23 protein-coding genes and 1 pseudogene are annotated in these 24,770 nt (G+C 70.3%); 5 read left to right on the top strand and 19 right to left on the bottom strand.

Features of this window, described 5'->3' with window-relative positions:
- Position 1: 1 nt before the first annotated feature.
- The 16 genes and pseudogenes from FHU36_RS19840 to recD2 all read right to left on the bottom strand — a co-directional run bounded on the left by FHU36_RS19840 (position 2) and on the right by recD2 (position 15,448).
- The gene (locus FHU36_RS19840) at positions 2-1,318 is read right to left on the bottom strand and encodes an MFS transporter (RefSeq protein WP_221496463.1); all 1,317 of its coding nucleotides are present in this window, start codon (positions 1,316-1,318) and stop codon (positions 2-4) included.
- Positions 1,315-2,427 (bottom strand): MerR family transcriptional regulator, encoded by a 1,113-nt coding sequence (locus FHU36_RS19835; RefSeq protein WP_312891703.1) that lies wholly within the window; start codon positions 2,425-2,427, stop codon positions 1,315-1,317. The genes FHU36_RS19840 and FHU36_RS19835 overlap by 4 nt, the downstream gene beginning before the upstream one ends.
- Positions 2,428-2,555: 128 nt before the next feature.
- Positions 2,556-2,990, bottom strand: coding sequence for a Tn3 family transposase (locus FHU36_RS19830; protein ID WP_281394314.1), 435 nt, complete (start codon positions 2,988-2,990; stop codon positions 2,556-2,558).
- A 52-nt stretch (positions 2,991-3,042) separates the two neighbouring features.
- Positions 3,043-3,258: pseudogene (locus FHU36_RS46425) on the bottom strand (hypothetical protein); the annotation flags it as partial.
- A gap of 336 nt (positions 3,259-3,594) precedes the next feature.
- Positions 3,595-4,839 carry an NAD(P)/FAD-dependent oxidoreductase gene (locus FHU36_RS19825; RefSeq protein WP_185085439.1) on the bottom strand — a complete coding sequence of 415 codons (1,245 nt, stop codon included), beginning with the start codon at positions 4,837-4,839 and terminating at the stop codon, positions 3,595-3,597.
- Positions 4,840-4,974: 135 nt separating this feature from the next.
- Entirely contained in the window at positions 4,975-5,631 is a 657-nt protein-coding gene (locus FHU36_RS19820) for a peroxiredoxin (protein WP_185085438.1), read from the bottom strand.
- Positions 5,632-5,653: 22 nt separating this feature from the next.
- Positions 5,654-7,036, bottom strand: a complete 1,383-nt coding sequence (locus FHU36_RS19815) for an MBL fold metallo-hydrolase (protein ID WP_185085437.1) — start codon at positions 7,034-7,036, stop codon at positions 5,654-5,656.
- Positions 7,037-7,131: 95 nt separating this feature from the next.
- Positions 7,132-7,563 (bottom strand): OsmC family protein, encoded by a 432-nt coding sequence (locus tag FHU36_RS19810; protein ID WP_185085436.1) that lies wholly within the window; start codon positions 7,561-7,563, stop codon positions 7,132-7,134.
- A 116-nt stretch (positions 7,564-7,679) separates the two neighbouring features.
- Entirely contained in the window at positions 7,680-8,045 is a 366-nt protein-coding gene (gene trxA / locus FHU36_RS19805; protein ID WP_221496462.1) for a thioredoxin, read from the bottom strand.
- A 33-nt stretch (positions 8,046-8,078) separates the two neighbouring features.
- The gene (locus FHU36_RS19800) at positions 8,079-8,969 is read right to left on the bottom strand and encodes a sulfite exporter TauE/SafE family protein (RefSeq protein ID WP_185085435.1); all 891 of its coding nucleotides are present in this window, start codon (positions 8,967-8,969) and stop codon (positions 8,079-8,081) included.
- Positions 8,970-8,987: 18 nt separating this feature from the next.
- Positions 8,988-9,575, bottom strand: a complete 588-nt coding sequence (locus tag FHU36_RS19795; protein ID WP_185087465.1) for a rhodanese-like domain-containing protein — start codon at positions 9,573-9,575, stop codon at positions 8,988-8,990.
- A gap of 529 nt (positions 9,576-10,104) precedes the next feature.
- Positions 10,105-10,368, bottom strand: a complete 264-nt coding sequence (locus FHU36_RS19790; RefSeq protein WP_376774148.1) for a metal-sensitive transcriptional regulator — start codon at positions 10,366-10,368, stop codon at positions 10,105-10,107.
- 516 nt (positions 10,369-10,884) lie between these two features.
- A complete protein-coding gene (locus tag FHU36_RS19785) occupies positions 10,885-11,469 on the bottom strand; it encodes a DinB family protein (RefSeq protein ID WP_185085433.1) in 585 nt (194 codons plus the stop codon).
- A 14-nt stretch (positions 11,470-11,483) separates the two neighbouring features.
- Positions 11,484-11,657 (bottom strand): hypothetical protein, encoded by a 174-nt coding sequence (locus tag FHU36_RS19780; protein WP_185085432.1) that lies wholly within the window; start codon positions 11,655-11,657, stop codon positions 11,484-11,486.
- Between the two features lie 228 nt (positions 11,658-11,885).
- Positions 11,886-13,076 carry a L,D-transpeptidase gene (locus FHU36_RS19775; RefSeq protein WP_246502507.1) on the bottom strand — a complete coding sequence of 397 codons (1,191 nt, stop codon included), beginning with the start codon at positions 13,074-13,076 and terminating at the stop codon, positions 11,886-11,888.
- A gap of 158 nt (positions 13,077-13,234) precedes the next feature.
- On the bottom strand, positions 13,235-15,448 hold the full coding sequence (recD2, locus tag FHU36_RS19770; RefSeq protein WP_185085431.1) for an SF1B family DNA helicase RecD2: 2,214 nt from the start codon (positions 15,446-15,448) through the stop codon (positions 13,235-13,237).
- 130 nt (positions 15,449-15,578) lie between these two features.
- Here recD2 and FHU36_RS19765 point away from each other — a divergent pair, with 130 nt between their 5' ends.
- Positions 15,579-16,967 carry a serine hydrolase domain-containing protein gene (locus FHU36_RS19765; protein WP_185085430.1) on the top strand — a complete coding sequence of 463 codons (1,389 nt, stop codon included), beginning with the start codon at positions 15,579-15,581 and terminating at the stop codon, positions 16,965-16,967.
- Positions 16,968-17,090: 123 nt separating this feature from the next.
- On the opposite strand, the gene FHU36_RS19760 is transcribed toward FHU36_RS19765, so the two are convergent.
- The gene (locus FHU36_RS19760) at positions 17,091-18,002 is read right to left on the bottom strand and encodes a LysR family transcriptional regulator (RefSeq protein WP_185085429.1); all 912 of its coding nucleotides are present in this window, start codon (positions 18,000-18,002) and stop codon (positions 17,091-17,093) included.
- Positions 18,003-18,073: 71 nt separating this feature from the next.
- On the opposite strand from FHU36_RS19760, the gene FHU36_RS19755 reads away from it, so the two are divergent.
- A complete protein-coding gene (locus FHU36_RS19755; RefSeq protein ID WP_246502506.1) occupies positions 18,074-18,793 on the top strand; it encodes a CTP synthase C-terminal region-related (seleno)protein in 720 nt (239 codons plus the stop codon).
- On the opposite strand, the gene FHU36_RS19750 is transcribed toward FHU36_RS19755, so the two are convergent.
- Entirely contained in the window at positions 18,780-19,796 is a 1,017-nt protein-coding gene (locus FHU36_RS19750; protein ID WP_185085427.1) for an aldo/keto reductase, read from the bottom strand. The genes FHU36_RS19755 and FHU36_RS19750 overlap by 14 nt on opposite strands.
- A 228-nt stretch (positions 19,797-20,024) precedes the next feature.
- Between FHU36_RS19750 and FHU36_RS19745 the strand changes: the two genes are divergently transcribed.
- The 3 genes from FHU36_RS19745 (at position 20,025) to FHU36_RS46420 (ending at position 23,723) form a co-directional block, all read left to right on the top strand.
- Entirely contained in the window at positions 20,025-20,600 is a 576-nt protein-coding gene (locus FHU36_RS19745) for a TetR/AcrR family transcriptional regulator (RefSeq protein WP_221496461.1), read from the top strand.
- Positions 20,601-20,716: 116 nt separating this feature from the next.
- The gene (locus FHU36_RS19740) at positions 20,717-21,394 is read left to right on the top strand and encodes an ABC transporter ATP-binding protein (protein WP_221496460.1); all 678 of its coding nucleotides are present in this window, start codon (positions 20,717-20,719) and stop codon (positions 21,392-21,394) included.
- Positions 21,387-23,723: an ABC transporter permease gene (locus FHU36_RS46420; protein ID WP_185085425.1), complete on the top strand. Its 2,337-nt coding sequence runs from the start codon at positions 21,387-21,389 to the stop codon at positions 23,721-23,723. Before FHU36_RS19740 ends, FHU36_RS46420 begins: the two co-directional genes overlap by 8 nt.
- Here FHU36_RS46420 and FHU36_RS19730 read toward each other — a convergent pair.
- Complete coding sequence (locus tag FHU36_RS19730; protein ID WP_185085424.1) at positions 23,714-24,736, bottom strand: helix-turn-helix transcriptional regulator; 1,023 nt, start codon at positions 24,734-24,736, stop codon at positions 23,714-23,716. The genes FHU36_RS46420 and FHU36_RS19730 overlap by 10 nt on opposite strands.
- Positions 24,737-24,770 lie beyond the last annotated feature (34 nt).

Raw genomic sequence — 24,770 nt, 5'->3', positions numbered from 1 at the left:
ATCACGCTGAGCGGTCTGGTTCACGACGTGGTTCGGGGCTGGACATCGTGTAGGAACACAGCTCGGGAACTCGCCATGCGATCGCGGCGACGGCCATGGTAGTCAGTAGACCTCCGATGCAAATCACTGTTCGGGGCCCGAGGAGCGACGCAGTGGTCCCGTGCAGCAAGTTCGCGAGCTGCGGTCCACCGATGAGGACAACGGTGAGCGATCCTTGGATCCGGCCGCGCATGGCGTCGTCGGTAAGAGCTTGGGAGATGGCGTTGCGGAAGGTGCTGAGCACGAAGTTCGCGGCTCCGCCGAGGACGAGTGCGATCAGCGCGATCCACAACTGTGCCGCCAAGCCGAGTACGACCACAGTGATGCCCCATGCGGCAGCGGCTGCCGCCATGAGAGCGCCATGGCGGCGGGCGCGGGTGAAGGTGCCCGATAGGAGACCGACCGCGAACACCCCGGCCGGGTAGGCGGCGTAGAGCAGTCCCAGTGCCGGACCGCCGCCAGCCGGGCCACCGTAGGTGCGCTGGGCCACTTCGGGGTAAAGTGCGATCGGCATGCCGAAGACCATCGCCGAGAGGTCGACCGCCAGCACTGCCACGAGCAGTCGGCTGGCGGCCAGGTACCGGAACCCAGCCAAGATCTGAGCGATCGTCCGATGATCCCCGCGGTGCGGTTCGGCCGGAACGTTCGATGCTCGGGCCGACTCCAAGCGGGGCAACTCGGCGACAGCCCACACGACGGCCAGCAGCGCGAGCGCGTCGAACAGGTACAGGGTGCCGAGCCCGACGAGCGGGATCAGAAGGCCGGCGAGCACGGGGCCCACAATCGACCCGGCGTAGCGGACCAGCGAGCTGAGGCTGTTGGCCGCTGGGAGCAGTTCGACCGGGACGAGGCGAGGCACCACGGCACCCATCGTCGTCATGATCGATCCGAAGGTCAGTCCCTGGCAAGCCACCAGCATCATCAGGATCGGGACGGATCGGGCGTCCAGCACAGACTGAGTCCACAGGGCCGCGTAGGTCAACGCTAGGCCGCAGTGCGCGGCCAGGAGTATCGTTCGCCGGTCTCTGACGTCAGCGAGAGCGCCTGCCCACAGAGCCGACACCATCAGCGCGACGAACGACACGACGGCCGAGGCACCCACGGCCGCCGATGAACCGGTCATGGTGAACAACTGCGTCGGGATCGCGGCCAGGCTGAACGACCCGCCCACCGCGCACACCACTGACGCCACCCACAACCGCCGGAATGCATCGACCCCCAGTGGCCGACGATCGATGATGAAGCCGCGCCCTGCCTTGAGCCTAGAGGTGCGCATCATCGGCTGGAAACATTCCGGACGGCATACGCGGCGTCCAGCGGTACGACGTCGGCGACGACACAGGCGATGTTGTCGGGAGCACCTGCGGCGTACGCTTGCGCGATCAATTCGTCGAGTGCCTGCTGCGGGCCGTCCTCCTCGGTCAGCACCTGCTGCAGGGACGCGGCCGAGACGACGGCCGACAACCCGTCGGAGCACAAGAGGTAGCGGTCACCGGCAGCGGCCTGGTGAAGTGACAGGTCCGGATGCGTCCCGCCTGTGCCGGTCAGTGCTCGCACCAGCAGTGAGCGCTGCGGGTGTGAGGCCGCTTCATCGGGGGTCAGTCGTCCTTCGTCGATCAGGGACTGGACGAAGGTGTGGTCAAGGGTGATCTGGGAGAGCTCACCGTCTCGCAGGCGGTAGGCGCGGGTGTCGCCGATGTGCACTAGCGCCAGATGGGAGCCGGCCCACAGCATAGCGGTCAGGGTGGTGACGGCCTCGCCATCCGATGATGCTGCGGCGATCGTCCCGATCTCCGCGTCGGCATCGTCGACCGCGTCAGCCAGCGCGCCGAGGAGATCTTCGGCGGGCATGGCGAGAGCCTGCAGCGGTTTGAGCGCCTCGATGGCGCTCGCGCTCGCGAGGTCTCCGGCTTCACCACGGATGCCGTCGGCCACCGCCAGCAAGCGGGGGCCCGCATAGGCGGTGTCCTCGTTGCTCGTCCGCACCAGTCCTGACTCCGAGCGGGCGACGTAACGGATCCCGAGCATGGTCGCGGAATCGTCCACAGAGCTGCCTCTTCCCGTCAGGTAGTCGACGAGGAAGGTTGCCAACCGGCCGCGAGCGGCGGTCTCGGCCAGGCACTGCTCCCAGTAGCCGGCGATCTCCTCGGCCGCTGTCTCCGCAGGTAGATCACACACATGCCGGATACGGGTCAAGGGCATGCCTAAACGACGCAGCCAGGCGATCAACCGGGCTCGCTCCAACTGCTCCGGATCGTAGAACCGGTATCCCGAATCGCCATCCACGGCGGCCGGCAGCAGGAGCCCAAGTTCGTCGTAGAGCCGAAGGGCCTTCGGCGACAGCCGAGCTGCCCGAGCGAACGCTCCGATCGTCAGCAGCTCCCGCACCACTCCTCCTCGTCCCGGCCACGACGACCGGTGTCAACGATGCTGGGGCTTCACCCAAGGGGAAGGTCAACAACATCACCACCCTTCCACGCGCCTTGGCAGGACCGCTCCGAGCTCCCTGGCAATCGTTACGCGCTGACCCCGAGGTCGAGACGGCTGTCCAGGTCGAGGCGGAACCGGCCGTAGGGGTTGACGTGGGCCCAGAACAGCGGCGATAGGGCGCGCCGGTCTTCGTCGGTGAGCTTGGCCACCCAGGCCGAATCTCGTAGGACGGCTTGTAGGAGCTGGGTGTTGATGAACACCAGCGAGGACTGGAGCAGGTGGAGGGCGAGCATCGTGACTTCCGCGTGTTCGCGGTCGGCTCCGGCGATGGCTCCTTCGCGCCCGCAGAAGATCTTGTCATTGGCGCCGTTCCAGTTCTCGACGACCTGCAGGTCGCTGTTGATCTCTCGGTGGAGGCTTTCGTCGGCGAGGTAGTCGCAGGCGAAGATGGTGCGCACGACGCGGCCGAGTTCTTCCAGGGCGAGGTAGACGGGCTGCTTGGGGCCGCCGCTGCCCTTCAATAAATCGGCGCAGCAACTGTTCGGTTTCGTTGGTGCGTAGCCGGAGTGCGGTCGCGTATTTGATCATTTGATCGTAGTTGCGGGCGATGAGGTCCCAGTCGATGGCGCGTTTCTTCAGGACCTTCTCCAGCTTGGGCCAGGGTGCCTGGTTGGCTGAGGGCGCGAAGTCACCGCTAATGCCGTCAACGGGCCATCTTGCAACACATGGCCCATATCCCCGCTCGCGACCAGTACCGCAGCATCGGGTGTCGGGACTTTCCCAGTCCACCCACGTGGAAACCCTGACCGCCCAGGAATCCGAGTATGACGTTGACCGACTTATCCAGGCGCTTGCCTCGTGTTCGGCTGCCGTGACGATGCACAGCCGGCATCAGCGCCAGCTCCGTTCAGATTGGCAGTCGACTCATCACCCATCCAGCCAACCCCCAGGCCGGATTTCCGGACGGCACTCATCAGGCGACGCCCGCACCGCCAAGCGGCCGCTGCTCACTTCGGTGGTCGAGGGCGACTCGGTGTGAGGCGGGCCGCGGTCCGCCTCATCTGCGGCGTAAACGAACCAAGGGTTCAAGAGCCCGTTGAAGCAGACGATTTCTCACCTGCGGCGTCACATCCGGCCCTTGAGCATGCCGTGCCAGTAGAGCGCAGGCAGACCATAGCGTTTGAGCAGCCACATGTCCCACCGCTCCTTGAGCGTGTCGATCACAGGGACGGTGGGAGTGGGCCGCAGGTCGTAGTCGAATTCGGCGAGCAGCATCCGATCCCGGGCGGTGACGAGCGGACAGGAGGTGTACCCGTCGTAGGCGCTCACGGGAGGCCGTCCGTCCATCGCGGCCAGGAGGTTCGCCACGAGAACGGCCGCCTGTTTGCGGATCGCGGCGCCGGTCTTGGACGTCGGCAGGTTGGCCGCGTCCCCGAGAGCGAAGACGTTGGGATGACGCGGGTGGATGAGGGTGCGCCTGTCGGCCTCCACATATCCGAACGGGCTGGCGGGATCGGCGAGCGGGGAGGCCTTGACCCAGTCAGGGGCGCTCTGGGGAGGCACGGTGTGCAGCAGGTCGTACGAGAGGACCTGCTTCTCACCAGCCGCGTTGTCCTGGATGGTCAGCTGCCGCCGCGCGCCGTCGATCGCGGTCATCTCCGACTGCAGGAGCACCTCGATGCCGTACCGGCCGGCCACGCGTTCCAGCAGGGGCACCCAGGTCGGCGCCTTGAAGATCGCCGGGTCGGGGATCACGAGGACGATGCGGATGTCGCTGAGCCGGCCCTGCCTCCGCCAGTGGTCGGCGGCCAGGTAGGCGATCTTCTGAGGTGCTCCACCACACTTGAACGGCCCGGTCGGCTGGGTGAAGACCGCAGTGCCCGACCGCAGCTCCCGGATGAGGTCCCAGGTATGGGGGGCGTGCTCCGGGGCGTAGTTGCTGGACACCCCGTCACGGCCGACCGTCTCGGCCATCCCGGGTACGCCCTGCCAGTTCAGCTGGATCCCGGGTGCCATCACGAGAAAGTCGTAGCCGATCTCCCGCCCGGCGGCGGTGATGACGGTCCGCGTGCCGGGATCGACGCCGATGGCGGCGTCGCGGACCCAGTTCACTCCCTCCGGCATGACACGCGCCTCCGGCCGCCGGGTGCTCTCGAGCCGTGCCCGGCCACCACCGACCAGGGTCCACAGAGGCTGGTACCAGTGGGTGGCGGAGGGCTCCAGCACCGTCACCTGAGTGACGCCGGCACGGCGCAGGCGAGCGGCTACGGTGATGCCGGCGGTGCCGCCGCCGACGATGAGCACCCTCCTGCCGGTGCTTCCCCGTTCGGCGCTTCCGGGCGGGTGGGAGAAGGGTAGCGGAGATGACATGGAGGGAGTCTCCTTGCGGTGGGTAGGGTTCAGGGTCGGCCGCCGTCAGGGGCGAGAGATCGGGGCACCGCGCCACGGCACGCCGCGGCCGCAGCGTGATGCCCCGTTGCGTCACCCGGTGCGTCACCCGGTGCGTCACACCGCGCGGCCGGGGAGGCTGGCGAGATACCAGTCGGTCAGTTTGACCGTGCCGTCGGCCAGTCTGTTCTCCAACTCGGCCTGGGTGCGCGGCGCTCCCAGCAGCACGTCATCGCCGGGCCGCCAGTTGGCGGGACAGGAGACGCCGTCGCGGTCGGAGGTCTGCAGCGCGTCCACGAGCCGGAGGATTTCGGGGATCATCCGGCCGGCGTTCATCGGGTAGTAGAGGATCGCGCGGACGATCGACGCGGGGTCGATGACGAAGACCGCGCGGACGGCGGCCGTCGCCGAGGTGTTGGGGTGGAGCATGCCGTACGCGCGCGACACCCGCGTATCGAGGTCGGCGATGATCGGAAACGGGATCGTCACCCCGAGCTTGTCCTCGATCGCCCGGGTCCAGGCCAGGTGGCTGTGCACGGAGTCGACCGAGTTTCCGAGCAGGGCGACGTCCCGGGCGGCGAACTCGTGGGCGAGCTCGGCGAAGGCGACGAACTCGGTGGTGCAGACCGGTGTGAAATCGGCCGGATGGCTGAACAGCAGCAGCCACCGCCCGGCGTAGTCGGCGAGCCGGACCGGCCCGTGCGTGCTGTCGGCCACGAACTCCGGAGCCCGGTCGCCGATCAGCGGCAGCCTGGTCGTCTCTTCCGATGTCATCGGACTCCTCCTTTCCTGTCTCTCATGCCTGTGCGGGGGTGAAGGCGGTCCGCCAGGCGGCGTATCCACCGATGAGGTCGCTCACCTGATCGCATCCCTTGTGCTCCAGCAGGCTGACCGCGATGGCGGAACGGGCGCCGCCGGCGCAGTAGACGACGAGACCGCCATCCGGGATCTCGGCCAGCCGCGCCGGGAGCTGGGCGAGGGGAATGTTGACCGCGCCCTCGACGGCGCCGTCCGCGACCTCGCTCGCGTTGCGGACATCGAGCAGGAACGGGGGCCGCTGGGATCGGAGCGCCTCGTGCAACTCGGCGGTGGTCAGGCGGGTGGAGTGGGCGATCTCGTCGGGCGTGGCGAGGAAGGCGACCTCCGGTTCGCGCAGGTAGCCGGTGACCGTGTCGAAGCCGATCCGGGCAAGCCGGGTGACGACCTCGATTTCACGGTCCTGCGGGGCGATGACGACGATCTCGCTGCCGGGTTCGACGACCGTTCCGGACCGTTCCGCGAAGCGACCGTCCGCGGGCACGCTGATGGAGCCGCGCAGGTGGGCCAGGGCGAACTCCTGGGGGTCGCGGGCATCGAGCACCACCGCGCCGGCGGCTCGCCGGGCGAGGAACTCCTCGACCGTCAGCGGCCGGGCATGCGCGGCCACATCCAGCAGCTCGTGGTTCTTGCGGTTCAGCACGGCGTCGAAGGCGAAGTAGCCGGGCGCGGCCGGCTGTCCCTCGGTCACGATGGACAGGAACTCCTCCTCGCTCATCGGCCGGCACGCATAGTTGGTCAGCCGCTGCATGCCGATCGTCGAGGCCCGTTCGGTGGACAGGTTCTTGCCGCAGGCGGAGCCGGCGCCGTGGGCGGGGAACACCCGCACCTCGTCCGGCAGGCCCATGAGCTTGTGCTGCACGCTGTCGTACAGCATCCGCCCGAGCTGTTCGGAGGTCATGCCGAGTGAGGCGAGCAGGTCGGGCCGGCCCACGTCGCCGATGAACAGCGCGTCGCCGGTCAGCACGCCGTAGGGCACCGCGTCGCCGGCGTGTTCGTAGACCAGGACGCTGATCGACTCCGGTGTGTGGCCGGGTGTCTCCATGATCTCCAGCACGACGTCGCCAAGTTCGACCCGTTCGCCGTCGGCGAGCCTGCGGATGGGGTACTCGGCCTCGGCGACGGGGCCGTAGCCGATCCACGCGCCGGTGCGCGCGGCCAGCTCCAGGTGACCGGCGAGGAAATCGGCGTGGAAGTGGGTGTTGATCACCCCGTCGATCCGCAGCCCGTGTGCTTCGGCGTCGGCGAGGTATTCGGTCACGTCGCGTCGGGGGTCCACCACCACCGCCCGGCCTGTCGACCGATCTCCGATCATGTATGACGCCTGCGAGAGGCAGTCCAGGTAGTACTGCGCGAAGAACATGTGCTTCCTTCCCATTCGGTATACCCCACGGGGTATGTAGAGGGCGTGGTTGGGCTCGTAGGGCGGCGGCACTCCGGGTGGAGTAGCGACCGGGATCAGGCGATCTCGACCTCGACCGCCGGCGGCCGGCGCAGGGAGTTGTGCACGGTGCAGTGCTCGACGACTGCCCGCAGCGCGGCCCGGCGTGCCTCCGGCAGCGCTTCGGGCACAGCCACGCGCAGGCGTACGGCGGCGACCCTGGCGGGCCGGTCGGTCGCCATGTCGAACTCTGCGGTGACGCGCAGCTCTCGGCGCGGCACGGCGTGCCGCTCCAGGAACCGCCCGGCGTAGAACGCGACGCAGGAGGCCAGCGAGGCGACGAACAGTTCCGTCGGGGTGGCTCCCCGGTCGGTGCCGCCGCTGCCACTGGGCTGGTCGGTGAGGAGGGCGTGCCCGCGCACCTCCACGGTGTAGGCGTCCCCTCCGGCGTGCCGAACCTCGATGCGATCGCCGGTGCCTGGTTGTACCTGCTGCTCGTGAAGTGTCATCACTACCTCCTGTTCCTGAGGTATCTCGGCGACGGCCGGCGCGGCCAGGGCCGAAAGCCCCGCCGGTCGGATCCGTCCGTCTCGGATCTCGACCGTCTCGGATCCGTCCGTCTCGTTCAGCGCCGTGCGGGCTGTGCCTGCACATGGCGGCGGATCTCCGCCATGTCGAGCGTCCTGACCTGGCCGAGGAGGTCCTCCAGCGCGGCTTCGGGCAGCGCCCCTGGCTGGGAGAAGACGATGACCCCGTCACGGATCGCCATCAGGGTGGGGACAGAGGTGATGCGGAACGCCGCCGCGAGCTCCGGCTGGGCCTGCGTGTCGACCTTGCCGAAGACGATGTCGGGATTGCGGGCGGACACCCTCTCGAAGACTGGGGCGAACCGGCGACACGGACCGCACCAGGCCGCCCAGAAGTCCACGACGACGATGCCCTCAGAGGTGACCGTCTCGCTCCAGTTCTCCTTGGTCAGTTCGCTCAGCATGGCTATTCCTTTCTCGGCTCTCGGCCGATGCCGTCAGGTGCGGTTCAGTTGATCGGTGCGCGAGGCCGTTGCGCTCCGGCTGTGTCGCCTGCGCACGAGCAGGTAGGTGACCCCCGCCAAGGAAGCCAGACCACCGGCGACCAGCGCGGCCACGCCCTCCGTGGTGGGCAACAGCGAAGGCGGGACCTGCTGGATGAGCACGAAGCCGCCCATCACGAGGACGAACCAGCCGAAGCCCTTGCGGAGGCGGTCGGCGTCGATGTGCCCGGCGAGCCACCCGCCGGCCAGACCGCCGACGACCGCCGCGGCCGTGACGGACAGGGCGATCGACCAGTCGACCGGGATGGTCTGCAGGTAGCCGGCCAGCCCGGCGAACGACTTCATCGCGATCACCACCAGCGAGGTGGCGACGGCCGTGCTCATCGGCATGCCGCCGAGCAGCACCAGCGCGGGGACGACCAGGAAGCCTCCACCGGCGCCGACCAGTCCCGTGACCAGGCCGACGATGACGCCTTCACCGATGACGTGGAGGATCGGCAGGTCCTTGTGGACCGGCGCGTGCTCGGGAGTCCGTCGACCGCGGATCATCGCCACGGCGGTGGCCAGCATCATCAGCGCGAACCCCGTCAGCAGCACCGCCGTGGGCAGGTGCGGCCCGATCAGGCCGCCGCCGTAGGCTCCGGACATTCCGGCCAGGCCGAAGACCAGGCCGGTCTTCCACCTGATACGACCGGCGCGCGCGTGGCCGACGGCACTGACCATGCTGGTCACGCCGACGACGAACAGTGACATGGCGATCGCGGACTTGGCGGGGACGTCCGCGAGGTAGACGAGCAGGGGGACGGTGAGGATCGATCCTCCGCCACCGAACAGGCCCAGGGTCAGGCCGACAGCGACGGCGGCGGCCAGGGTGAGAGCGCTCATGTCGTCGTCTCGACTCCGTCAGGCCGCATTGCGTCCGGGGCGGCGGATGCAGGCGAGCGCGGCGTCCACGTCGGCGCCCGCGCCGCGGTTGTACGGCAGGCGGGCGAGCAACATGCCCATCGCGCAGGTGTCGGTCAGCCCGGCGAAGACCAAACCAGCTCCGACGAATGCGCCGACAAAGCGCGCTCCGGGAAGCCACAGATCGGCGACGATGGACGCCAGCACGATCCCGCCGGCGACCACGCGGACCTGACGCTCCAGGCTCCACCGCTGCCTGCCGCGCACCACCGGGGCACCGGAGGCGATCCAGGCGTTCATCCCGCCGGCGAGGATGACCGCGTCGGGCAGTCCCGCGTCGCAGAGCTTCTTGTGCGCCTGCGTGGCCCGGCCGCCGGACTGGCAGATCAGCAGCATCCGCCCGCCGGCGTCGGTGACGATCTGCCGCAGGTGGGTGTCGACCTGGTCGAGCGGCAGGTTGATCGCCCCGCTGATGTGCGCGGTCTCGAACTCGGCGGGGGTCCGGACATCGACGACCAGCGCGTCCGGATTGGAGGCGATCAGCGCTCGGGCCGTGGCGGTGTCGATGGTGCGGGAGTCGGTGTTCATGGCCTTCTTCTCGTTTCGCTGGGTGGAATCTCGGTCGAGCTCGGTGGGGATGCCTTCGGTCAGCAGGCCAGGGTGCGGGCCCGGGCCATGCCGAGCAGGTCGGGCCGGCTCGGCCGCCGCCCGCAGGAACCGGTGGATGTCACGCTGCGGGTCGACGAGCACCCCCTTGCCCTGGTGGATCAGCCGGTAGATCTGGTCATCGAGCTCCAAGAGAACACCTCTTCCTTATACCCCCGGGGGTATCGTCGGAGCAAAAAAGGGGACGGGAACCGTTCGCCACCTGACCACGCCTCCAAGCATGAGGCCCCGCCGACCATCGGGTACACCGCGGCGACGGCGCGGCACACAATCGCCGCACAGGTCCGACTGTGGTTCCCGACGTGCAGGCATACGCGTGACGAAACGGTCTCGCGGCACCTCACCGATGCGCCCCACCAGGCAGTCGAGCGGAGTCGAGCACCCCGACACATATATACCCCCCGGGGTATGTGCAAGGTCTGCGAAGGCGGCCCCTTCCCGGAAAGTCCGCCTAAGCGAGGGCCAGGAACAGCTTCTCCAGCTCCGCCACGCTCATCGGAGCCTCCTCATCCCGCTCTTGCGCGGCGTTACAGTGCCGTAGACCGCTGGCGACCAGCTTGAACCCGGCCCGATCGATCGCCTTGGAGACCGCGGCCAGCTGGGTCAGCACCTTGGTGCAGTCCTCGCCCGCCTCGATCATCGCGATCACGCCGGCGAGCTGACCGCGAGCCTGGCGCAGGCGCGTCACCGCGTCGCCGACCATCGCTTCACTCATCTGCATGCCACTTTATACCCCCGGGGGTACCAGAAAGCAAACGGTGGGGGCACCGTCTGCGGCCGAGGAACATCCGGATGAGTAAGGATGGCGTCGTCATCCTGTCGAGCGAGATGGAGCCGGACGAAATCCTTGATCTGCCGGATAGGAGCCTGTTGCCGAGCGCCGGCCCGGGGTGCCCGGCTCGAGCAGGGCGGGGCCGCCGAGCCGGCATCGGCCGGTGGCCGGGGCGTCGCGCCGCGCTGGCCGCCCTCGATGACTCCGCCGACCTCAGCGCCGCGGCGACCAGCGGGCGCATCTGCTCAGGCAGCACCCGCAGGTCTGGGTCGCTCGTGGCGTTACCTGCTCCCTCACGAATGAAGACTCCGGCTACGGACGGGGTTGTCAGGGAGCGGAGTCCGTCCAGCCGTGGCGTCGCAGCGCTTCGACCTTCGGTGTTGAAGTGATCTTGCTGGTGGGGGGCGGAGGTGAACCGTGGCTCCGCCCTTGGTGGGGGCCACGGTGGCGCGATTGTGGTTAGGCCTTGATGGGTGCGGCCGCCCTGGCGGCCAGTTCGATCTTCGCGCAGTAGGCTGCACGGGCTTCCTCGTCGATCTGCTTCTCGTATTCGGGGCGTACCCCGGTCCGGCCGTCGAGGCCCTCGCGCAGGATATCGGCGTGCCCGGCATGCCGGTTGGACTCGCCGAGGACATGGACCATGACGGCGAACAGGTTCGTGTTGGGATAAGGCTCCGGCCACCACGGCACGTGGCCGGGGGTGTCGAGGGGAAGCTCGCTGATCGTCGCGTCCGAGTGTTCCCACGTGCGCCGATAGAACCCGATGATCTGATCGCGGGTCTCGTCCTCGGTCGCCCACAGATCGCTGCCGTCGGAGTCCTGCCACCGGGGCAGCGGTTCCGGGGAAGGGCGGTCGAAGACCTCGCCGAAGTACCTGGCCTCGACGCTGGCCACGTGTTTGACCAGGCCGAGGAGGTTGGTCCCGGTCGCTGTCAAAGGTCGGCGGGCGTCGTATTCGGACAAGCCGTCGAGTTTCCAGAGCAGCGCCTTGCGGTCCCGCCGCAGTCTCCCGTGCAGGTTGTCTTTCGCGAAATCGTCGATCATGGGTCACGATTCTGTCAGGCTGCGCCGGTGGGCTCAGCGACGTAGGTCGCGGCTTCGACGGTCTTCCACTCCTCGTGAAGTTGCCGCCGGGTTATCCCGTGGTACCGCTCCAGCTCTTGGTGGATCCGGCGGGTCTGGCACAGCAGGTCCTCGTAGGTCACTGCGGCCGAATCCGGTGTCTCCTTCATGGCTCCCCACGGTGCCACCCCCTGTTCCACCACGCCGGTCAGATCTCGTCGTCGTCCTCGGCGGCATTCGGGTCGCGCAGGTCGCGGATGGCGCCGGGCGCGAGGTCGGGCATGGCGAAGGTGTAGGCGCCGTGGACGCCGAGGTGGGCGTGGACGACTGTCGCTTTCTCCCGTACTTGGTCTGCCCCCCTACAGGTGGGGGGGCGCGCCAGGAGGGGTGGGGCCGGTTCACGGCTCCTTGACGGCGCTGCCCTTCTTCCACTGGGTGAAGGACATCTGCCAGAAGCCCCAGCCGTTGTTCCATTCGAGTTCGCGGTTGGTGCCGGTGATGTCGACGACGTCGCCGCGCTGCATGGTGTCGTGGAACCATTTGGCCTGGTCGGGGCGGGCGTTGACGCAGCCGTGGCTGACGTTGCGTACGCCTTGGGCCCAGACGTTGTCCTTGGCGTGGACGTATTCGCCGGAGTTGGAGATGCGGACGGCGTGGTTGATCATCACGTCGTAGTAGCCGGGGTCGCCCTTTTTGCGGCCTGGGGAGATCATGCGGACGGGGTTGCCGCGTTCCATGGTGAGGTGGACGCCGGAGGTGGTGGTGTATTCGCGGGTGGTGGCCATGCCGGCGCTGATGCGCATGGTCTGGACGCGCTTGCCGTCCTTGTAGACCCACATCATCTTCTTGTTGACGTCGACCTTGCTGATGACCTTGGCGCCGATGGTGAGGGTGGTGTCGTAGTCCTCGACGCCGTAGGTGCCCTTGCCGGCTTTGACGCCGGCGAGGTCGGCGGTGAGCTTGACCTTCTGGTGGGCGGGCCAGTACTTGGCGGTGCGGTAGATGATGACGGTGTCGTTGATCCAGCGCCAGGCGCCTTGGACGGGCTTTTCGGCTTCGACCTGGAGGGTGCGTTCGACGGCGGCCTTTTCGGTGACGGGCTGGTTGAAGGTGACGATGATGGGGGCGCCGACGCCGATCTTCTCGCCCTTGATGTTGGGGGTGACGTCGGCGACCTTGAGTTCGCGTTCGGGTTTGAGGGTGGTGAACTCGCCTGCGGTGGTGGTGACGCCGGACTTGGCGGTGACCTTGTAGGCGGTGGAGGGTTTGAGGGTGCCCTTTGAGATCCATCGGGTCTTGTCGGCGTTGTAGGTGCCGGTGACCTCTTCGTCGCCGCCGTCGACGGTGACTTCGTCGAGGGTGCCTCCGGAGGCGGTGACGACGATCTTCTTGTCGGGGCTGACCTTGGTGCTGCCCTCGGCGGGGGTGATGGCGATGGTGGGTGCCTGTGGGGTGGCGGAGGTGGTGGCGTCGGGCGTGCCGGAGCCGCCCGTGACGGGGTTGCCGCCCGAGCAGGCGGCCGTGAGGGTGGCCGCGGCCAGCAGCGCGATTCCCGCTGTGGGTTTGCTCCAACGTGACGCGATGTTCAAGACAGTCCTCTCCCCCGGGGCAGCAAAGTGCTCCCAAAAAACCTTAATGCTCCTACATGTATGACGCGGATTCATTTGGGAGAGTTCGGTCACGTTTACATCACTTATCGCGGTCAATCGCAGGTCAAGTGACGTCAAGGGGTGGTAAAGGGGGCTGGTCAGCGTGGGGACAGGCGGTGGGTGAGGCCGGTGTGGCGGCGGCCGGCTCCCTTGGTGCGTACGGCCTGGGCGAGGGCGCGGCGGGAGCCGACGATGACGACGAGTCGTTTGGCGCGGGTGATGGCGGTGTAGAGGAGGTTGCGCTGCAGCATCATCCAGGCGCTGGTGGCCAGGGGGACGACGACGGCGGGGTATTCGCTGCCCTGGGAGCGGTGGATGGAGACGGCGTAGGCGTGGGCCAGCTCGTCGAGTTCGTCGAAGGCGTAGTCGACGTGTTCGTCCTCGTCGGTCAGGACGGTGAGCTTGTGTTCGTCGGGGCGGATGTCGGTGACGATGCCGACGGTGCCGTTGAACACTCCGGCGGCGCCCTTGTCGTAGTTGTTGCGCAGTTGGGTGACTTTGTCGCCGATGCGGAAGACGCGGCCGCCGTAGCGGCGTTCGGGCATTCCGTCGCGGGCGGGGGTGAGCGCTTCCTGCAGGGCGGTGTTGAGGGCGCCGGCGCCGGCGGCGCCGCGGTGCATGGGGGCCAGCACCTGGACGTCGCGGCGCGGGTCGAGGCCGAACTTTCGGGGGATGCGGCGGGCGACCACGTCGACGGTGAGGCGGGCGATGTCCTCGGGTTCCTCGCAGGGGAACAGGAAGAAGTCGTTCATGCCCTCGAAGGCGGGATGGCGGCCGGTGTTGACGCGGTGGGCGTTGACCACGACGCCGGATTCCTGTGCCTGGCGGAAGATCTGGGTCAGCCGTACGCGGGGGATGTCGTCGGCGGCGAGCAGGTCCTTGAGCACTTCACCGGCGCCGACGGAGGGAAGCTGGTCGACGTCGCCGACGAACAGCAGGTGGGCGCCGGGGGCTACGGCTTTGACGAGTTTGTTGGCCAGGAGCAGGTCGAGCATGGAGGCTTCGTCGACGACGACGAGGTCGGCGTCGAGGGGGTTGTCGCGGTCGTAGGTGGCCTCGCCGCCGGGTCGTAGCTGGAGCAGGCGGTGGACGGTGGTGGCTTCGTGGCCGGTGAGTTCGGCCAGGCGTTTGGCGGCGCGGCCGGTGGGTGCGGCGAGGGTGACGCGGGCGCGTTTGGCGCGGGCGAGGGTGACGATGGAGCGGACGGTGAAGCTCTTGCCGCAGCCGGGGCCGCCGGTGAGGACGGCGACCTTCTGGGTGAGGGCGAGGCGGACGGCCTGGCGTTGTTCGGGGGCGAGGTCGGCGCCGGTCTGGCCGCGCAGCCAGGTCTCGGCGCGTTCCCAGTCGACGTCGGCGAAGGTCTTGAGCCGGTCGTGGCCGTTGCGCAGCAGCGTCAGCAGGCCGGCGGCCAGGGAGAGTTCGGCGCGGTGGAAGGGCAGCAGGTAGACGGCGGGGACGGTGTTGTCGCCGGCCGGGATGTCCTCGCGGACGACGCCTTCTTCGGCGATGAGGTCTTCCAGGCAGGTGGCGACGAGTTCGGCGGGCACGTCGAGGATCTTGACGGCGTCGCCGACGAGGTTGGGGGCGGGCAGGTAGCAGTGGCCGTCGTCGGCGGCCTGGGACAGGGTGTAGCGCAGGCCCGCCTTGACGCGTTCGGGGCTGTCGTGGGGGATGCCGACGGCCTGGGCGATGGTGTCGGCGGTCTTGAAACCGATGCCCCACACGTCGTCGGCGAGCTTGTAGGGGGTGGTGCGGACGACGGAGACGGACGCCTCGCCGTACTGCTTGAAGATGCGCACGGCGATGGAGGTGGACACGCCGACGCCCTGCAGGAAGATCATCACCTCTTTGATGATCTTCTGTTCGTCCCAGGCGGCGGCGATCATCCTGGTCCGTTTGGGGCCGAGCCCGGGCACCTCGGCCAGCCGTTCGGGGGCCTTCTCGATCACCTCGAGGGTGTCGGTGCCGAAGTGGTCGACGATCCGCTCGGCCATCTTGGGGCCGATGCCCTTGATGAGGCCGGAGCCGAGGTAGCGGCGGATGCCCTGCACGGTGGCGGGCAGCACGGTGGTGTAGGACCACACCTCGAACTGGCGGCCGTAGCGGGGGTGGGAGGTCCAGCGGCCGGTCAGCCGCAGCGACTCGCCGACCTGGGCGCCGAGCAGCGGCCCGACCACGGTCAGCAGGTCGGAGCCGGTGCGTTCGGTGGCCACCCGGGCGATCGTGTAGCCGGTCTCCTCGTTGGCGTAGGTGATGCGCTCCAGTACGGCGTCGAGCGCCACGCCGGGGGGCTGGTCCGCGCCTTCCTTCACCGCACCGCTCACCGTCCGCCCGTCCCTTACGCCCGTCCCGGCCGCCTGTCCCGGGCCAGATTAGAGCACCGGCCGGCGAGGGCGGATCAGCGCTGATCACGGGGGTGGTCGTGACGTTAGGCTTTCGGCCATGAACACGGTCAACGGTGAGGTGGGCGGCACGCTGCAGGCGGCGCAGGGCCGGGTGGGCGAGGCGACCGGGCGGGCGCTGCTGCGCCGGCTGGCGCTCGACCAGGCGCAGGGCCGGGTGCCCTCGATCGTCGCCGCCGTCGTGCGTGACGGCCGTGTCGCCTGGTTCGGTGCGCGGGGCCTGGTGGAGGGTGAGCCGCCGAGCGCGAGGACCCAGTACCGGCTGGGCTCGATCACCAAGTCGCTGGTGGCGGCCGTGGTGATGCGGCTGCGTGACGAGGGCCGCCTGAACCTGACCGACCCGATCGGCAGGCACCTGCCGGAGGCGCCGGCGGGTGAGGTGACCGTCGCCCAGGTGTTGTCGCACACCGGCGGGCTGACCGCCGAGCCGCCGACCGGGTGGTGGGAGCGCACGCCGGGCGTGCCGGTGGCGGAGTTGATGGCGCGGCTGGACGGCGGTCACGTCAAGCACCGGCCGGGCCGCCGCTACCACTACAGCAACGTCGGCTACGCGTTGCTGGGCGAGCTGGTCGCGCGGCTGCGCGGGGTGCCGTGGTTGCAGGCGGTGCGGGAGGAGATCCTCGACCCGCTCGGCATGCGTGACACGACCGAGCGGCCGCGCGTGCCGCACGCGACGGGTTACGCGGTGCATCCGTACGCCGATGTGCTGTTGCCGGAGCCGGAGCATGACGCGGGGGCGATGGCGCCGGCCGGGCAGTTGTGGTCGAGTGCGGCCGACCTGGCGCGGTGGGCGGCGTTCTGCGCGGGCGACACCGGGGGTGTGCTGGCGGCGGAGACGGTCGCCGAGATGCGGGAGCCGGCCACGGTGGACGACGGTGACGTCTGGAGCGGTGGTTACGGGCTGGGGCTGCAGTTGCTGCGGCATGCCGGGCGTCGCCTGGCCGGGCACACCGGTTCGATGCCGGGGTTCCTGGCGACCGTGTGGGCTGATCCGGCCGAGCGGGTGGGGGTGCTGTATCTGGCGAACACCACGGCGGGGGTGAGCCGGTCGCTGCTGGTGGATCTGCTGGACATCGTGCAGGAGTACGAGCCGCGGCTGCCCGAGGAGTGGCGGCCGTCCGCAGTCGATCCTGGGTTGCTGGCCATGACGGGGTTGTGGCACTGGGGGCCGACCCCTTACACGTTGCGGCTGCTGCCCGGGGGGTGGTTGTCGCTGGCTCCGGTGGGCGGGGGTGGGCGGGCCTCACGGTTCGTGCCGCGTGATGACGGCACGTGGCTGGGGCTGGACGGTTATTACGCCGGTGAGACGTTGCGGCTGGCGGCCGACCATCTGGATCTCAACACCTTCATCTTCACGCGGGCTCCGTATGACGCTGACGCGCCGGTGCCGGGGGGCGTGGCGGGCTGGCGGACGTCCGGCGAGGGCTGAGGGATCGCGGGGCTCCTCCCCCGCGCCGACCGGACGCGCCGACCGGAACGGGCCGACCGGACGGACGGGGCGGCGAGGCAGGGTGGCCGTCCGGGCAGGTCGGTGGGAGTGGCCGTGGGGTGGTCAACCTGACAGGTCGGCCGCCAGGCGGGCGGCCGGGCCGTCAGGCAGGGCGCCGTGCAGCAGTTCCACCCGGTGCACCAGCCGCGGCGCCGACAGCGGCACTCCCCGTCCGGCCGATGCGGGAAACGCCGACGTGACCGCCGATGCGGACACCGACGAGGGGGGCAGCACCGAGGCGGGCAGCAGGGTCAGGCCGTGGCCGGCGGCCACCAGGTTGAGCACGGTGTGCACGTCGTCGCCGGTGTAGTCGAGCGCCACCCGGAACCCGTCGCCCGCCAGGTCGCGCAGCCGTCGCACCGGGCACAGGGTGGTCTGCAGCCAGCGGGCGTCGACGAGGTCGGCCAGCCGGAGCCCCACCCGGCCCGCCAGCGGGTGGTCGGCGGGCAGGGCGACGAGGAGTTCCTCCTCTGACACGCCGGTGGTGGTGATCGGGCCGGCGTCGGGCAGCCGCAACGGGTCGCTGGGGGCGGCGATGCCGTCGGCCAGCCCGATCTCGGCCTCCCCCACGGCCACCTGCCCGCTCACCTCGTCCCTGGAGCAGGTCCGCACCGTCACCTCCAGTCGCGGCTGCGCGGCGCGGGCGCGGGCCAGCCGGTGGGCGAGGCGGGTGTTGAGCGCCAGCGGCGAGGCGGCGAGGGTGAGCCGGTGGGCGGGCAGCGCGGCGGTGCGCAGCACGTCGGCGCGCGCCGCGCGCAGGCGCAGCAGCAGCGGTTCGGCGTGTTCCAGCAGCCGCGTGCCGGCCTCGGTGGGGGTGACCGGGCGGCGGTGGAGCAGGGGCAGGCCGAGGTCGGTCTCCAGGGCGGCGATCTGCTGGGAGATGGCCGACTGGGTGTAGCCGAGGTGCGCGGCGGCCGCGGAGAAGGAGCCGGTGCGGGCGACGGTGACGAAGGTGCGGAGCAGATGCGGGTCCATCAGGAATGCTTATAGCAGATGCAGGCATCATCGTTGGCGCTGAAGCGGGGGTGGGGGTGACGATGGGCGGCATGAGAATCGCTCTGGTCGGTGACCGCTCCCCCGGTGTCCGTTCGCATGTCCGTGTCCCGTCGCTGCTGGAGGCGTTGCGTGAGCGCGACGGCATCGCGCTCGACCCGTACTGGATCCCCACGCCGGAGGCGGACGGGCTGGAGCGCTTCGACGGGATCTGGATGCTGCCGGGCAGCCCGTACCTGAGCGAGGAGGGGGCGGTGGCCGCGGCGCGGACGGCGCGTGAGCACGGGATCCCGTTCCTGGGCACGTGCGGCGGGTTCCAGCACATGCTGCTGGAGTACGCGCGCGACGTGTGCGGGCTGCGGGTGGCGCACGCGGAGAACGAGCCGCAGGCGGAGGAGTTCCTGCTGACGCCGCTTGCGTGCTCGCTGGCCGGGCACGAGGGGCTGGTGCGGCTCGCGGCCGGTTCGCTGATCGGGCGGATCGTGGGGGCGGCCACGACGGTGGAGGCCTACAACTGCTCCTACGGGCTGAATCCGGCGCACAAGCGGACGTTGGAGGAGCACGGGCTGGTGTTCTCCGGGCACGCCGACGATGGGAGCGTGCGGGTGGCGGAGCTGCCGTCGCATCCGTTCTTCCTGGCCACGCTGTTCCAGCCGGAGCTGGCCGGTGACGGGCGTCGCCCGCACCCGGTGATCGCCGCGTTCGCCGCGGCCGTCGCCGAGCGGGCCGCCCGGCCGGCTGTCGGGCGGCGGGGGACGGTCAGCGGCGGGTGACGGGTGGGGCGGTGTCGCCGGGCGGCCACAGGTCGGCCTCGGCGGCGGCGATGAAGTCGCTGAGGAAGCCGGGTTCGAAGGGTGCCGCCGCCTCCAGGCGGCGCGTCGCCTCCTCGGGAAGGGTGAGGGCGGTGGCGCCCAGGTTGTCGGTGAGCTGTGCGACGTCGCGGGCGCCGACGATGGGGTGCACGGCGGTGGAGCGGGTGCGGGTCCAGGCGAGCGCGACCTGGGCGGGGGTGGCGCCCAGGTCGTCCGCCACCTCCCGTACGGTGCGGGCGACGGCGTGGTCGCGCGCGGTGAGGGAGGCCGGGTCGACGCGGGTGCGGCCGGCGGGCGGGGCGGGGTGGCCGGTGAACTTGCCGGACAGCACGCCGCGGGCCAGGGGTGCCCAGGCGGCCACGGTCATGCCGAACGCCTCGGCCATGGGCAGCAGTTCGCGTTCGATGTCGCGCTGGAGCAGGTTGTAGGGCACCTGCAGGGCGGCGAACGGTGTCCAGTCGCGCCATTCGGCCAGGGTGTTGGCGCGGGCGACCAGCCAGGCGGGGGCGTCGGAGATGCCCACGTAGAGGATCTTCCCGGCGCGGACGGCGTCGTCCAGGGCGCGCATCGTCTCCTCGATGGGGGTGTGGCGGTCCCAGATGTGCACCCAGTAGAGGTCGAGGTGGTCGGTGCGCAGGCGGCGCAGGCTGCGTTCGAGCGTCAGGGTGAGGTTCTTGCGGTGGTTGCCGGCGGCGTTCGGGTCGCGGCGGTCGCGGGAGAGGGTGTACTTGCTGGCGAGGACGAAGCGGTCGCGGTGGCCGTCGAGGAGTTCGCCGAGGATCTCCTCGCTGTCGCCGTAGGCCGAGGCGGTGTCGATGACGTTGCCTCCGGCGTCGGCGTAGGTGTCGAGCAGGGCGCGGTACTCGCGCAGGGCGCCGGGGCCGCCTCGTTCGTAGAAGGTCATGGCGCCGAAGAACAGTTCGGACACGCGCAGGCCGGTGCGGCCCAGCAGGCGGTAACGCAACAGGGCGGTCCCTTCTGGGCGGGGGTGGGTGGGGGCTCACAGCCTGCCGGGTGGTGTCGCTCGTGGGGAGACCGGGGTGAGGCTGGCCCTGGCGGGGCCAGTCTTGGCCGGCTGTGCGTGGCCGGGTGGTGGGCGGGGCGACGTCTTGGGGTGGCTGTGCGGACCAGGCCTGCGGTTGTGAACACGGCGTATGGTGCCGGATACAGTGTTCGGAATCTGGAGGGCTCGATGCCGATGGCCGCCACGGATCGCAGGGTGCGGCGCACCAGGGAGCTGCTCCGCCGCGCGTTGGTGGAGCTGATCCTGGAGAAGGGTTACGACCGGATCACCGTGCAGGACATCATCGACCGCGCGGACGTCGGCCGCTCGACCTTCTATGCGCACTACACCGACAAGGACGACCTGCTGCTCAGCAACCTGGAGGAGCTGGCGGCGACGTTCGAGGAGCACATGGAGCGCCACTTCGCCAGCCGTGCCGAGCCGAATCCGGTGCTGGCCGCGTTCCAGCACGCCGACCGGCAACGCGACCTGTACAAGGCGCTGGCCGGCAGGCGGGGCGCGGAGGTGATGAGGGCCGGGCTGCGCCGGCGGATCACGGAGGTCCTGACGCGGCGGATGCCGGAGTTCCTGCCGCACCGGGACGGCGCGGTGCCGATGGATGTGACCATGGAGTTCCTGCTGGCCTCGTTGCTCGGCCTGCTGGTGTGGTGGCTGGACAACGACGTGCCCTACACGGCCGAGGAGATGGCCGAGATGTACATGCGTCTCATCGTGCCCGGCGTGCGTGCCGTCTACGGAATGTGAACACTTCAGCCGATGTGTTCGCTACCGCACTGAACTGCGGTTTTGTCGATTGACCCGGCTGCTCCCTACCGAACATCTTGTTCTGTAACTGACTCGATGTTCCGATAGGAGGTTCGGTGCCCGTCATCGACGTACGCGAGGTCACCAAGACCTACGACACCCCGCAGGGACCGTTCACCGCGCTGCGTGGCGTGTCGCTGCGGACCGGCCCCGGCGAGTTCCTGGCCGTGGTCGGCCGGTCCGGCAGCGGCAAGTCCACCCTGATCAACATGATCACCGGGATCGACCGGCCGACCAGCGGCGAGGTGCACGTCGCCGGAGCGGCCGTGCACGAGCTGGACCAGCGGGCGCTGGCCGTCTGGCGCGGCCGCAACGTCGGGGTGGTGTTCCAGTTCTTCCAGTTGCTGCCCACGCTGACCGTGGCCGAGAACGTCATGCTGCCCATGGACTTCTGCGACACCTACCCGCGCGGCGAGCGCCGCTCCAGGGCGCTGGAACTGCTGGAGCGGGTCGGCATCGCCGAGCAGGCCGACAAGCTGCCCGCCGCGCTGTCCGGCGGCCAGCAGCAGCGCGCCGCCATCGCCCGCGCGCTGTCCAACGACCCGCCGCTGCTGGTGGCCGACGAGCCGACCGGCAACCTGGACTCGGCGACCGCGATCGCGGTGCTGGAGCTGTTCGCCGCGATCGCGGCCGGCGGCACCACCGTGGTCATGGTCACGCACGGCAGCGAGGTGGCCCCGTACATCACCTCGACCGTGGAGCTGGCCGATGGGGCGGTGCGGGCGCGTGTCTAGGCCGCTGCCGGGAAGGCTGTCTCGGCCGCGCTGGCGCAAGCTGCGGCGCGACGTGGCGCTGGCCTGGGGACGCACGGTCATGATGGTCGTGGCCATCGCGGCCGGAGTGACCGGGATCGGCGCTGTGCTCAGCGCGAACGCGATCGTCTCCCGGGAGATCGCCCGCAACTACCTCGACACCGCGCCCGCCGCGGCCACCCTGGAGCTGGACCGGGTCGACGCCGCGCTGGCCGAGCGGGTGGGCGGCCGCCCCGGCATCGCCGACGCACAAGCCAGGGCGAGTGTCACCGCCCGGATGCGGATCGGGCCGGATGCGTGGCGGACGCTGCTGCTGTTCGTGGTGCCCGACTTCGGCGACCTGCGCATCGCCGCCTTCGCCCGCGAATCCGGTGCCTGGCCGCCGCCCCCCGGCACCATGCTGATCGAACGATCCGCCCGGGACATGGTGCCGTCCGGGCCCGTCGAGGTCCGCCTGCCCGGCGGCGAGAGCCGCACCGTCGCCGTCTCCGGCACCGTGCACGACCCCGCGCTCGCGCCCGCCTGGCAGGAACGCGCCGGTTACGGCTACATCACCCCGCACACGCTCGCCGGGCTCGGCGGCAGCGCGACCATGGACGAGCTCAAGATCCGCACGACGGCCACCACCCGGGAAGGCATCGAACGGACCAGCCGCGACCTGGCGGCCTGGCTGCGCGCCCAGGGACACCAGGTGCACGAGATCCAGGTGCCGCCGCCGGGCAGGCATCCGCACGAGTCGCAGATGCAGGCGCTGATGCTGATGCTGGTCATCTTCGCCGTGCTCGGGCTCGTCCTGGCCGCGATCCTGGTGGCCACCGTGATCGGCGGCATGCTGGTGCAGCAGATCCGCCAGATCGGCGTGATGAAGGCCATCGGCGCCCGCACCGGCCAGATCGCGGGCCTGTACGCCGTTCAGGTGCTGGCGCTCGGCCTGGCCGCCGCCGCGGTCGGCATCCCGGCCGGCACGCTGGCCGGCCGCGGCTACGCCGGTGTCGTCGCCGGCCTGCTCAACCTGAACCTGCACAGCGTGGCCGTCCCGCTGTGGGTGTACGTCGTGCAGTTCGCGGCGGCCGTGCTGGTGCCGCTTCTGGTGGCGGCCGTGCCGATTCGCTGGGCCGCCCGGCTCACCGTCCGTGAGGCGATCAGCGACTACGGCGTGCGCCCGGAGACGGTCTCGGCCCGGCTGAGCGGGCTCAGCCGTACCCTGCTGATGGCCCTGCGCAACGCCTTTCGCCGCCGGGCGCGGCTCGCGCTCACTGTCGGCCTGCTGTCGGCGGGGGGCGCGCTGTTCCTGTCCGGCCTGAACGTGGCCGCCGCCTGGCAACGCACCGTCGAGGACGGCATGGCCGCCCGCCACCACGACATGGAGGTACGGCTGGCCGCCGCCGACCCCGCCCTGGTCGAGCGCATCCGCGCCACCCCCGGCGTCACCCGTGTGGAGACGTGGGGAGGCGCCCCCACCACCGCTGGGGATGTGGTCTCGACATACCCCGACGGCGGGCACGGCAGCTTCGCTTTGCGTGGGGTGCCGGGTGATTCCCGCCTGCTCGATCTGCCCGTCACCTCGGGCAGGTGGCTGCGGCCCGGCGAGGCGAACGCGGTCGTGCTGAACTCGATGGCCGCCGTCCCACTCCCGGACGCGAAACCCGGCGACACGATCACTCTCAGGCTTGACGGCCGCGCCACCACGTGGCGTGTCGTCGGCACGGTACGCGAGATCGGCTCGCCGGCCGCCGCCTACGTCACCAGGACCGCCTTCGAGCGGCATGCCGGACCCGCCCGCGACCTGCGCATCGTCACCTCCGACACCGCGGCGGTGCAGCGCGCGATCCGCGACGCGCGCATCGAGGGCGCGACCCTGACCGCCGCCGAGATGCGCGAGGCCGTCGACGGTCACATCTTCGTCCTGATCGGCGCGCTGATCGCCCTGGCCGTGCTGATGGCGATCGTCGGCGTGCTCGGCCTGGCCGCCGCCACCGGTGCCGGCGTGGTGGAGCGCACCCGCGAGTTCGCCGTCATGCGGGCCATCGGTGCCACCCCGCGCACCGTGCTGGGCATCGTGCTCGGCGAGAGCGTCTTCGTCGGTCTGCTCAGCTGGATCGCCGCCACGCTGCTCGCGTTCCTGCTGAGCTGGGCGATCGGCGATCTGCTCGGGGAGCTGGCCTTCCGCGCCCCGCTGCCGCTCACCGTCTCGCCCCTGGCCCTGGCTCTGTGGGCCCTGGCCGCGATCGCCGGCTCGGCTTTGGCTGGAGTGGTTCCCGCCGGTCGAGCCGCTCGGCTCACCATCGGCCAGGCCCTGGCCTACGTCTGAGGAGCGCCGTCGGATGAGGACGACGCGGCGGCGCCGAGCGGGCCGGCGTCGGCCGAGGCGCAGCGTGCGGCGACCTCCGCCAGCCGGCGCAGCAGTTCGGGTGGGCCTTCGACGGTGAAGTCGAGTCCGAGGGCGGCCAGGTAGGCGGCGAGCAGCAGTGGCGTGCTCGCGCCGATGTGCAGCCGGCACGTGGCGGCGTCGACGTGCTCGACGCGGGCGACCGGCGGGATGCGTTCGGCGACGACTTCGGCGGGGGCCCGTACCGTCGCGACCGTGCGGCACGGTCCCAGGACGGACGCGACGCCTTTGGTGACGTAGGAGATCGCGTCGCCGTCCGGGAGCGGCCGGGCGGTGAACACAGGGCCGGGCGGGGTGCGTGGGGTGAGCCGGTCCACGCGGAAGCTGCGCCAGCCGGTCCGGCCGACGTCCCAGGCGAGGAGGTACCAGCGGCGTCCGGTGGAGACCAGGCGGTGCGGCTCGGTGTCGCGCACGGTGAGGTTGCCGTCGTGGTCGCGGTAGTCGAAGCGCAGCCGCCGCCGGTCGCGGCAGGCTCCGGCCAGCGTGGCCAGCACGTCCGCCTCGACGGCGGGTCCGCCGCCGGGCGCCGGCAGGGTGTAGGCGGCCAGCGCCGCGAGGCGGGGGCGCAGCCGGGCGGGCAGGACCTGTTCGAGCTTGGCCAGGGCGCGCAGCGAGGTCTCCTCGATGCCTTCGACGGTGCCCGCTCCGGTGGCGGCCGTGCGCAGTCCGACGGCGACCGCGACGGCCTCGTCGTCGTCGAGCAGCAGCGGGGGCAGCCGGGCGCCGGGTCCGAGCCGGTAGCCGCCGGTCGTGCCCGTGGTGGCCGTGACCGGGTAGCCGAGGTCGCGCAGCCGTTCGATGTCGGTGCGGATCGTGCGCGTGCTGACTTTGAGGCGTTCGGCCAGTTCGGGGCCCGGCCAGTCGGTGCGTGACTGCAGCAGCGACAGCAGGCGGAGGAGCCGGCCCGCCGCGTCGCGCGTCCCTCGTGTGCTCATGGCGGCATTTTCGCGCGCGTTGCGGAAGTCCGTC

This window comes from Nonomuraea muscovyensis (assembly GCF_014207745.1).
GTDB classification, from domain to species: Bacteria; Actinomycetota; Actinomycetes; order Streptosporangiales; family Streptosporangiaceae; genus Nonomuraea; species Nonomuraea muscovyensis.
Note: the sequence above shows the minus strand (reverse complement) of the source record. Positions and strands in the feature narration are given on the sequence as shown.